Genomic DNA, 9,771 nt, shown 5'->3' with positions numbered 1-9,771 from the left:
TGGCGGCCGCCGCTCTTGAGCACCACGGCCATTTCGCCTTCGTAGTCCAGTGTGTCGGAGATGCGTGGGCGCACCAGCGGCTTGTTGTGGGCGATGAGGCTTGAGTTGAAGCGCGGGAACAGGGTCGGGTAGTCCGGCTGTGCGTAGGGCGACTCCTTGGTGTGGTCGGCGTAGTTCAGGCCCACGCAGATGATCTTGCCAGGGCGGCTCATCAACGGCAGGTAGTCCTGTTCACCGATTTCGACCAGCTCACCCTGGGCATCGGCACCGTAGGTAGTGAGGTCGACACCGCGCGCCAACAACGACTCCAGCGACTCCTCGCCAAGCACCCGGACACCTTCGGCAGTGCGAACGCCCAGCACCGGGCGGCCTTGTTGAGAGAAACGAACGTAACGCATGGAGCTTACCTCTTGTTGTGGTTTGACGGCCGCCAGGCAGTGCGGCATGACCTCTAAGCTAATCCGAGGAAAATATGCCGTCAACGATAAAATATATTTTTTACGAATTATCGATAAATACCCCATGTGTGTATGATCTGAACATCAGCCACCCTCGGTGATACCGCTCATGAATCAAGCCGAACGCTGGGCTGCGCAGCCCGCAACCTCGGAAAAACGCACCATGGCCTCCCAGCTGGAGGCGCGGGTACGCGAAGACATCATCAACGGCCGCCTGGCACCCGGCAGCCGCTTGCGCCTCAAAGAACTGGCCGAACACTACGACGCAGGCGTCATCCCCTTGCGCGAAGCATTGTCGCGCCTGGCCACCAGCGGCTTCGTCGCTTCGGAAGACCAGAAAGGCTTCAGTGTCGGGCGCATCTCCGCCGAAGAAATCCGCGACATCACCCAGACCCGCCTGCTCATCGAGTGCCAGGCGTTGGCGGAGTCCATCCGCCACGGTGACCTGGAGTGGGAAAGCCAGTTGATCGCTGCCCATCACCGCCTCGACCGCCTGCCCGTGGTCGAAGGCCCGGAACGGCTGATGAAGCCTGAGTGGGAAAAAGCCCATGAAGCCTTCCACCAGGCACTGATCGCCAATTGCCGCTCACCCTGGCTGCTGCGCCTGTCGCACATGCTGCGGGACCAGACCGCGCGCTACCGGATGCTCTCGGTGCACTACACCGGCGCCAACGAGCGCGACGTGCCGGGTGAACACCGCGAGCTGCTCGATGCCGCCCTGGCGCGCGATGTCGACAAGGCCTGCGCCCTGCTCGCCGAGCATTACCAGACCACCACCCGCAGCGTGCTCACCCACCAGGCCCTGCAAGGCTGAGCGACGGGTTGGCGCAAGGTGCGGCCAGGCAGCTGGCCAGCGTGTGTTCCAGCACCACCGGCAGATGGCCGAGCGCGACCGCGTTCGGCTCGATCAACGCTTCGTAGACCACACCGGTCAGCATCGCCTTGACCGCACTGGCCGCCCTGTCGACCGCTGCGCGCGGCACATCGGTGGCCTTGCCGAGCATGGCCGCCAGGAAGTTGCCGATGCGCTCCAGGGTGCGGGTCAAGCGCACCTGGACACGCCGGTTGTCCTCTACCAATTCGGTCGTGTGCAGGAGGATCAGCGATACCCGATGCAACCTCGGGTCGCCGATGATCGTCTCGATGCACTGGGCCAGAAACGTTGCCAGCTGCGCCACCGACAAGGGCCTGTCGATCTCGTCGCAGCGCTGGGGCAACGCGTCCCACGGCAGCTGCGCGCGCGCCAGGACGGCATCGAGCAGCGCGGTCTTGTCCTTGAAGTGCCAGTAGATCGCGCCCCGCGTCAGCCCTGCGTGCTCGGCGACGTCGTGCAGCGTGGTCTGGGCGAAGCCTTTGGAGCTGAACAGTTGCTCCGCCGAATCCACGATCAGCTCACAGGTCTTGAGGCTTTCAAGCTTGGTCTTTCTGGCCATGGGGCATTCTCGAACGGTTACTCGCCACCCGCCAGCTGCGAAATCGACGCCTTGCATTCGACCAGCGCGTTGATCAGCTGCTCGGAGCGCTTGGCGAACCGCGCGGTGGGGGCCACGATGGCCACCGCGTGCGGGCCCATGAAGGTCGGGATCAGGATGCAGCAGGCACTGATTCCGCTGGTGTGTTCCTCGTTGTCGACGGCAATCCCGGTTCGGCGAATGGTCGCAAGCTCGGCCAGCAACTGATCGAGATCGAGGGTGGTGTCGGTCAGCTTGGCGAGCGGTTCGGGGAAAAGGTCGCGCACCTGCTGGTCGGTCAGGGTCGAGAGCAGCGCCTTGCCATCGGCGGTCGCGTGCATCTGCATCGACTGCCCCATGGGGAACACCACCCGCAGCTCGCGCTCGGCGATCACCCGGTCGATCACCGCGATCTGGTTACCACTGATGCAGGACAAGGTCACGCTTTCCTGCACCTCGTTGCACAGCGTCTCCAGCGAACGACGGGCGATCGAGATGATGTCCCGATGGCTCTGGTGGATCAGCTGCGCCAAGGCCGGCCCCAGGCGAAAGCCATTGCCGGGGCGGGCCGCCTCTACCAGCGCTTCGTCTTCCAGGGCGGCGACGATGCGCTGCACGGTGGATCGGGCCAGGCCGACTTCCTGGGCGATCGCCGCCAGTGACAACCCTTTGGGGTTGGCCCCCAGCGTGCGCATGATGGCGCTGGCCCGGGCGATGACCTGGATGCCACCTGCCCTGCCCTCGCCGTCTTTGTCGATCTCGTCACTCATAAGCCTTCCCATCTCGGGCCGCAGCCCTGCGCGTTCTTCAATGGCGGCGATTCTACATCGCCCGCCCGGCAACCGGCGTTTCGCTTTCCGTCTTGCTTGATCTCAATGCACCGAATTATGATACAGCGCATCGCATTGTGGTTATTGTTTTTCGACGACCGTCATCCGACGGTTGCGTGCAAGCTGTGAGGAAGAAGCGTTGAACATGAGACGTCGACAACTTTTCGGGGCGTTGCCCCTCGCCGTGCTGGCCTTGTCCGCGTGCCAGCAACAGGAAGCCGCGGCCCCGACCCAGCCGCCGGAGGTGGGCTACGTCACCTTGAAAGCCGAGCGCGTGTTGCTCAGCAGCGACCTGCCCGGGCGCACCTCGGCCTTTCGTGTGGCCGAGGTACGCCCGCAGGTCAGCGGGATCATCCAGAAGCGCTTGTTTGCCGAAGGCGCGGTGGTGAAAAAGGGGCAGCAGCTCTACCAGATCGACCCGTCGACCTACCAGGCAGCCGTGGACAAGGCGCAGGCCACCCTGAACACCACCCGCAAACTGGCGCAGCGCTACCAGCACCTGGTCGAAAGCCGCGCGATCAGCCGCCAGCAGTACGACGATGCGCAGGCTGCGGCGGAACAGGCGCAGGCCGACCTGCGCATGGCGCAGATCAACCTGGAATACACCAAGGTGCTGGCGCCCATCGAAGGGCGGATCAGCCGCTCGGCCGTCACCGAAGGCGCCCTGGTCAGCCAGAACCAGCCCGAGGCGCTGGCCGCGATCCATCAGCTGGACCCTATCTACGTCGACGTGACCCAAGCCTCGGTCGACCTGCTGCGCCTGCGCAGTGAAATGGCACGCGGCGAACTCACCCTGGCAGGCCCCGAGCAGGCCAAGGTCGAGCTCAAGCTCGAAGACGGTTCGACCTACGCCCACCCCGGCGCCATGAAGTTTTCCGAGGTGACGGTCGATCCCACCACCGGCGCCGTGACCCTGCGTGCGGCATTCCCTAACCCGGACAACATCCTGCTGCCCGGCATGTTCGTGCATGCCACTCTGACCGAGGGCATGCGCGACAACGCGGTGCTCGTGCCACAACAGGGCATTGCCCGTGACCTCAAGGGCCAGGCCACGGCCCTGGTGCTGGACAACGGCGACAAGGCCTTGCTGCGCGAGGTGAAACTGCTGCGCAGCCTGGGCAATGCCTGGCTCGTGGAGTCCGGCCTGGAGGCCGGGGACCGGGTCATTACCGAAGGCGTGCAACGCGTCAAGGATGGCAGCCAGGTCACTGCGGTCGCTGCGCGCAACGTCCACCCCAACCCGGCGATGGCCAGCGCTGCCCAATAGCGCCAGCGGCTTTCGTAGCGAAGGAAACTCACTCCATGTCCAACTTTTTCATCAACAGGCCGATCTTTGCCTGGGTGATCGCTATCGTGCTGATGCTGGCGGGCGGGCTGTCGATCCTCAAGCTCCCGGTCAACCAGTACCCCAACATCGCCGCGCCGGCGATCATCGTCACGGTCACCTACCCCGGTGCCTCGGCGCAAACCGTGCAGGACACCGTGGTGCAGGTCATCGAGCAGCAGCTCAACAACCTCGACGGGCTGCGCTACATCACCTCCGAAAGCAACAGCGACGGCAGCCTGAGCATCATCGTCACCTTCGACCAGGGCACCGATGCCGACATCGCCCAGGTGCAGGTGCAGAACAAGCTCCAGCTGGCCACGCCGCTGTTGCCCCAGGAGGTTCAGCAACAGGGCCTGCGGGTGGCCAAGTACCAGGTCAACTTCATGTTGATCGTGGGCCTGTACTCCGAAGACGGCGCGATGGACGACTTCGACATCGGTAACTTCATCGTCTCCAACCTGAAAGACCCGATCACCCGCACCAAGGGGGTCGGCGACTACCTGATGCTGGGCGCCCAGTACGCGATGCGGATTTGGGTAGACCCGGAAAAACTGCTGAGCTACCAGCTCACGCCCCAGGACGTGATCAATGCGGTGCAGTCGGAAAACGTGCAGATCTCCTCGGGTTCGCTCGGCGGCCTGCCGACCCACAAGGGCGTGCAGCTCAACGCCACGATCCTTGGCACCTCACGGATGCAGACCGCCGAGCAGTTCCGGGAGATCCTGCTGAAGGTCAACCCGGACGGTTCGCAGGTGCGCGTGAAAGACGTGGCGCAGGTCGGCCTGGGCGCGGAGAACTTCTCCATCTCCGGCACCTACAACGGCAAACCGGCTGCTGCCATTGCACTGCGCCTGGCGACCGGCGCCAACCTGCTGGAAACCGTCAAGGCCGTGCGCCAGACCGTTGCCGACTTCGAGCCCAACCTGCCCAAGGGCCTGAAAGTGGTGTTCCCCTACGACACCTCGCCGGTCGTTTCCGCCTCCATCCACGAGGTGGTGAAAACGCTGTTCGAAGGCATCGTGCTGGTGTTCCTGGTGATGTACCTGTTCATGCAGAACCTGCGCGCCACGCTGATCCCGACCCTGGCCGTGCCGGTGGTGCTGCTCGGCACCTTCGGTGTGCTGGCGGCGTTCGGCTTCACCATCAATACCCTGACCATGTTCGGCATGGTGCTGGCGATCGGCTTGCTGGTCGACGATGCCATCGTGGTGGTCGAGAACGTCGAGCGGGTCATGGTCGAGAAAGGCCTGTCACCCAAGGAAGCCACTCGGCAATCGATGGGCGAGATCCAGGGCGCGCTGGTCGGCATCGCCATGGTGCTGTCGGCGGTGTTCGTGCCCATGGCCTTCTTCGGTGGCGCCACCGGGATCATCTATCGCCAGTTCTCGATCACCATCGTCTCGGCGATGGCGTTGTCGGTGGTGGTGGCGCTGATCTTCACGCCGGCCTTGTGCGCGACCATCCTCAAGCCGGCCGACCCTGAGCACCTGCACAAGCGTGGCTTCTTCGGCTGGTTCAACCGGATGTTCGACCGCAACGCGGACCGCTACCAGGCGGGCGTAGCCGGCATTCTCAAGCGCAAGGGCGTGTTCCTGGTGTTCTACCTGTGCGTGGTGGGCGCCGTGGTGCTGCTGTTCACACGCATTCCCACCGCGTTTCTCCCCGATGAAGACCAGGGCACCATGGTCGTCCAGGTGCAGATGCCGCCCAACGCCAGTGCCGAACGCAACCAGGCCGTGCTCGACGAAATGCGCGACTACCTGCTCAAGGACGAAGCCGCGGTGGTCGAGTCGGCCTATACCGTCAATGGCTTCAACTTCGCCGGCCGTGGCCAGAACTCGGGGATGCTGTTCATTGGCTTGAAGCCCTGGGAGGAGCGCGGCGGCGACGACACCTCGATCTTCTCGCTGGCCAAGCGTATTCAGGCCCGGGCGGCGCAGATCAAGGACGGCAATGTCATCGCCATCGTACCGCCGGCGATCCTGGAGCTGGGCAATGCCAAGGGCTTCGACATGTACCTGCAGGACCGCACCGGCCTTGGCCACGCGCGGCTGATGGAAGCGCGCGACCAGTTTCTGGCGCTCGCGGCAAAGGATCCGCGCCTGATGAACGTGCGGCCGAACGGCCTGAATGACGAGCCTCAGTACCAGGTCCGCATCGACAACGAGAAGGCCCGGGCGCTGCAGGTCAGCATCAGCGATATCAACCAGACGATGAGCAGCGCCTGGGGTTCGGCCTACGTCAACGACTTCGTCGACCGCGGGCGGGTCAAGAAGGTGTATGTGCAGGGCGAGATCCAGTCGCGTATTTCACCGGAAGACTTCGACAAGTGGTACGTGCGCAATGCCAACGGGGAAATGGTCAAGTTCTCCTCGTTCGCCAGCGGTTACTGGACCTATGGCTCGCCCAAGCTTGAGCGCTACAACGGCGTGCCCGGCGTGCAGATCCAGGGTGAACCGGCCCTGGGCTACAGCTCGGGCGATGCGATGGACGCGGTAGAGGAGATCGAAAAACAGCTCCCCGCAGGCATCGGCCTGCAGTTCACCGGCATCTCGTATGAAGAGCGCCTGTCGGGCTCGCAGTCGGGTTCGCTGTATGCGCTGTCGATCCTGATCGTGTTCCTGTGCCTGGCTGCACTGTACGAGAGCTGGTCGGTGCCGGTCGCGGTGATGATGGTGGTGCCGCTGGGCGTGATTGGCGCAGTGATCGCGACACTGGCCCGGGGGCTGTCGAACGACGTGTTCTTCCAGGTCGGCCTGCTGACCACCGTGGGCCTGTCGGCGAAGAACGCCATCCTCATCGTCGAGTTCGCCAAGGCGCTGCACGAAGAGCACGGCAAGCCACTGATGGAGGCTGCCGTGGAAGCTGCGCGCCTGCGCCTGAGGCCGATCATCATGACCTCGCTGGCGTTCATGCTGGGCGTGCTGCCCCTGGCAATCTCCAACGGTGCCGGCTCCGGTAGCCAGCACTCCATCGGTACCGGTGTCATCGGCGGCATGATCACCGCAACCTTCCTGGCGGTGTTCTTCGTGCCGATGTTCTACGTGGTGATCATCCAGCTGTTCACCCGCAAACGCGCGAAAGACACCCGCTCGGCCGCTTCGCATGAGGCACAGGTATGAAAATGAAACGACTCCATGCAGCAGTCGCCGTGGCCCTGCTGACCGTCAGCGGTTGTTCGCTGATGCCGAACTACGAGCAGCCAGCCGCACCGGTTGCCGCAACCTACAGCGCGCCTTCCAACGAAGACGGCGCGATCGTCACCTGGCAGCAGTTCTTCCACAGCCCTGAGCTGCAGGCGCTGATCGGCCAGGCGCTGGAGAACAATCGGGACTACCGCGTGGCGGCCCTGAACATCGAGCGGGCCCAGGCGCTTTACCGCATTCAGCGCGCCGACCTGCTGCCTTCGATCACGGCGTCGGGCGCCGGCACCAGCCAACGCGTCCCCCAGGACCTGAGCACCCATGGCCAGACCGAAACCACGCATACCTATAGCGCCGGGCTCGGCTTCACCGCCTATGAGCTGGACTTTTTCGGCCGTGTGCGCAGCTTGAACAAGCAGGCCCTGGAAACCTACTTCGCCACCCTGGAGGCCAGGCGCAGCGCCAAGCTGGCACTGATTGCCGAGGTGGCGTCGGCCTACTACCAACTGCAGGCAGACCAGCAGCTGCTGGCCATCGCGCAACAGACCCTGGACAGCCAACGCGAAAGCTACGACCTGGTCTTGAGCAGCTATGACCATGAAGTCGCCACCGAGCTTGACCTGAGCCAGGCCGAAAGCACGGTCAGGACCGCCGAGTCGGCCAAGGCGCGCTATCAGCGGCTGGTCGAACAGGACAAGAACGCACTGGTGCTGCTGGTCGGCAAACCGCTGCCGGACAGCGCATTCACGGCCATCGCGCTGGACAGCGTGAAGCTGCAGGAAGACCTGCCAGCCGGCATGCCGTCGCGGCTGCTGACGGCGCGCCCTGACATTCTCGCAGCCGAGCACCAGCTCAAGGCTGCCAACGCGAATATCGGTGCTGCCCGGGCAGCGTTCTTTCCGAGCATCACGCTCACCGCATCGGCAGGTTCGGCCAGTGCTCAGCTCGGTGACCTGTTCGCCGGTGGCCAAGGGGCCTGGTCGTTCGTGCCGTCGATCAACGTACCGATCTTCAACCATGGACGGAACAAGGCGAACCTTGATGTCGCCAAGGTGCAGACCTCGATCGAAGTCGCCAACTACCAAAAGACCATCCAGACGGCGTTCCGCGAGGTGTCCGATGGGCTGGTGGCGAAGGCCTACCTGGATGAGCAGATGGTTGCCGAGAACCTGCGCGTGCAAGCCAACCGCAAGAGCTATGGCCTGGCCAACAGCCGTTATCGCGAAGGGGTGGATACCTTTCTCAATACCCTGGATGCACAGCGCAGCCTGTTCAGTGCCGAACAGGATCTGGTCACGGTCAAGCTGGCCAGGATCAACAACCTGATTTCACTCTACAAGGCGCTTGGCGGCGGGGAGGCTGAGGTACCCGCGAGCCTCTGAAGCCCCCGCCTTTACCCCCTCCTCCCTTTGGGCTCGGTTGTTTGACGAGCCCTTTTTTTGATTGGCAGAGTCCTCACCTTCACCCCCCCAACGCAATGATCCCGAACATCAGTGCCGTACCCAGGATCGCAAACGCCAACCCCGTCGCCATGGGGTAGCCACCCGAGTGACGGGCCAACAGCCAGCCGCAGATGAACAGCAGCGCCAAGGCCACCAGGTTAGAGGCGCGCAAGGCCAATGCGGCGTCGTTGGTGAGCAAGAACGGAATCACCACAGGAAAGGTGGCCAGCACCACCAGCGAGAAAACGCCCAGGCTGCCAAGCACATCGACAGGCCCCAAGCGAGGACGGACCGGCTGGTCGGCGTACTCGACCAGACGCTGGCGTAGCATTTCCAGCACCTGCGGGTTCGCTATCACAGCGATGCGGGACGGTAGCGCATCTGCGATCAGCACTCGCCCTTCCTCTTCGCTGGCGTCGTGCTTCAAGTAGCTCACGAAGTTGCGGTTGCGCGTACGTTCGGTCCAGGTGCGCAGCAGGTACATGACCGCGTCGGCGAGCCCCCAGGCCAGGTTGCAACCCAAGGCGGCGTAGAGCATGGTCCGCACCTCTTCACGGCCTGCCGTGGCGACGCTCAACGTGCCCACGAACGTCATCGCCATGAGCAGGCCGAAGATGACTTCGGTCACCCGGTCGACGGGGTCGAGGATTCGATTTCGTTTGTCTTCTCTGGGCTTGGCCATAGTACCCTCGCTGCCGCTCGTCACACGAAAGCCCGACCTTTGCACCACTACTGCCGGCGTACCGAATCAAGGATAGTCGGCGTTACCCGCCGGTGTTCAGCGAAGCTTGGCATTCTTCTTGGCAATGGCCTTCATGCGTGTCGCGGCGCGCTGCACGGTGGCCATCTTCTCCGGGCGTTTCATGCCACGCCATTTGCGGATTTCCTCGCGCGTGCGGCCACAGCTGACGCACAGCTCGCTGTTGAGTTGGCACAGTGAAACGCAGGGGTTGTCGATGTCTTTGGCCATGGGCTGCTCCGGTGCGGGGCGCGGATCATACCCTTTATCGCCTGTTCGGGCCCAATCGCCGGCAAGCCGGCTCCCACAGGTATCCCGCAGGCCTTCAAGTCAGTGCTTTTCCTGTGGAAAGCTGACCCAACTCCTGTGGGAGCGGGCTTG

At 63.6% G+C, this 9,771-nt stretch carries 9 protein-coding genes; 4 read left to right on the top strand and 5 right to left on the bottom strand.

What is annotated here, in order from left to right:
- The coding region (locus PMI38_RS01485) for a fumarylacetoacetate hydrolase family protein (protein ID WP_008089746.1) at positions 1-398 on the bottom strand (398 nt) is incomplete at its 3' end.
- A 169-nt stretch (positions 399-567) separates the two neighbouring features.
- Here PMI38_RS01485 and PMI38_RS01480 point away from each other — a divergent pair.
- Positions 568-1,272 carry a GntR family transcriptional regulator gene (locus PMI38_RS01480; RefSeq protein ID WP_043272760.1) on the top strand — a complete coding sequence of 235 codons (705 nt, stop codon included), beginning with the start codon at positions 568-570 and terminating at the stop codon, positions 1,270-1,272.
- Here PMI38_RS01480 and PMI38_RS26115 read toward each other — a convergent pair.
- Positions 1,247-1,891 (bottom strand): TetR family transcriptional regulator, encoded by a 645-nt coding sequence (locus PMI38_RS26115; RefSeq protein ID WP_008089742.1) that lies wholly within the window; start codon positions 1,889-1,891, stop codon positions 1,247-1,249. The two genes, PMI38_RS01480 and PMI38_RS26115, sit on opposite strands and share 26 nt — an antisense overlap.
- A 17-nt stretch (positions 1,892-1,908) precedes the next feature.
- Entirely contained in the window at positions 1,909-2,679 is a 771-nt protein-coding gene (locus tag PMI38_RS01470) for an IclR family transcriptional regulator (protein ID WP_008089740.1), read from the bottom strand.
- Between the two features lie 205 nt (positions 2,680-2,884).
- On the opposite strand from PMI38_RS01470, the gene PMI38_RS01465 reads away from it, so the two are divergent.
- Genes PMI38_RS01465 through PMI38_RS01455 form a run of 3 tightly spaced genes read left to right on the top strand, consistent with a single transcriptional unit; the run spans position 2,885 to position 8,591 of the window.
- On the top strand, positions 2,885-4,006 hold the full coding sequence (locus PMI38_RS01465; RefSeq protein WP_008089738.1) for an efflux RND transporter periplasmic adaptor subunit: 1,122 nt from the start codon (positions 2,885-2,887) through the stop codon (positions 4,004-4,006).
- A gap of 35 nt (positions 4,007-4,041) precedes the next feature.
- Positions 4,042-7,188 carry an efflux RND transporter permease subunit gene (locus tag PMI38_RS01460; RefSeq protein ID WP_008089737.1) on the top strand — a complete coding sequence of 1,049 codons (3,147 nt, stop codon included), beginning with the start codon at positions 4,042-4,044 and terminating at the stop codon, positions 7,186-7,188.
- Positions 7,185-8,591 (top strand): efflux transporter outer membrane subunit, encoded by a 1,407-nt coding sequence (locus tag PMI38_RS01455; RefSeq protein WP_008089735.1) that lies wholly within the window; start codon positions 7,185-7,187, stop codon positions 8,589-8,591. The genes PMI38_RS01460 and PMI38_RS01455 overlap by 4 nt, the downstream gene beginning before the upstream one ends.
- Positions 8,592-8,670: 79 nt before the next feature.
- Here the strand turns inward: PMI38_RS01455 and PMI38_RS01450 are convergent, their stop codons facing one another.
- A complete protein-coding gene (locus PMI38_RS01450) occupies positions 8,671-9,333 on the bottom strand; it encodes a hypothetical protein (RefSeq protein WP_008089734.1) in 663 nt (220 codons plus the stop codon).
- A 96-nt stretch (positions 9,334-9,429) separates the two neighbouring features.
- Positions 9,430-9,621 carry a DUF1289 domain-containing protein gene (locus PMI38_RS01445; protein WP_008089733.1) on the bottom strand — a complete coding sequence of 64 codons (192 nt, stop codon included), beginning with the start codon at positions 9,619-9,621 and terminating at the stop codon, positions 9,430-9,432.
- Positions 9,622-9,771 lie beyond the last annotated feature (150 nt).

It is taken from the genome of Pseudomonas sp. GM84, assembly GCF_000282535.1.
Classification (GTDB): Bacteria; Pseudomonadota; Gammaproteobacteria; order Pseudomonadales; family Pseudomonadaceae; genus Aquipseudomonas.
The sequence above is the reverse complement of the archived record's forward strand: the minus strand, read 5'-3'. Positions and strand labels throughout refer to the sequence as shown.

What these genes read in the sequence shown, in the direction of transcription:
- PMI38_RS01465 (WP_008089738.1), top strand. Translation starts at nt 2,885, where the DNA reads ATGAGACGTCGACAACTTTTCGGGGCGTTGCCCCTCGCCGTGCTGGCC.
- PMI38_RS01460 (WP_008089737.1), top strand. Translation starts at nt 4,042, where the DNA reads ATGTCCAACTTTTTCATCAACAGGCCGATCTTTGCCTGGGTGATCGCT.
- PMI38_RS01470 (WP_008089740.1), bottom strand. Translation starts at nt 2,679, where the DNA reads ATGAGTGACGAGATCGACAAAGACGGCGAGGGCAGGGCAGGTGGCATC.
- PMI38_RS26115 (WP_008089742.1), bottom strand. Translation starts at nt 1,891, where the DNA reads ATGGCCAGAAAGACCAAGCTTGAAAGCCTCAAGACCTGTGAGCTGATC.
- PMI38_RS01450 (WP_008089734.1), bottom strand. Translation starts at nt 9,333, where the DNA reads ATGGCCAAGCCCAGAGAAGACAAACGAAATCGAATCCTCGACCCCGTC.
- PMI38_RS01455 (WP_008089735.1), top strand. Translation starts at nt 7,185, where the DNA reads ATGAAAATGAAACGACTCCATGCAGCAGTCGCCGTGGCCCTGCTGACC.
- PMI38_RS01445 (WP_008089733.1), bottom strand. Translation starts at nt 9,621, where the DNA reads ATGGCCAAAGACATCGACAACCCCTGCGTTTCACTGTGCCAACTCAAC.
- PMI38_RS01480 (WP_043272760.1), top strand. Translation starts at nt 568, where the DNA reads ATGAATCAAGCCGAACGCTGGGCTGCGCAGCCCGCAACCTCGGAAAAA.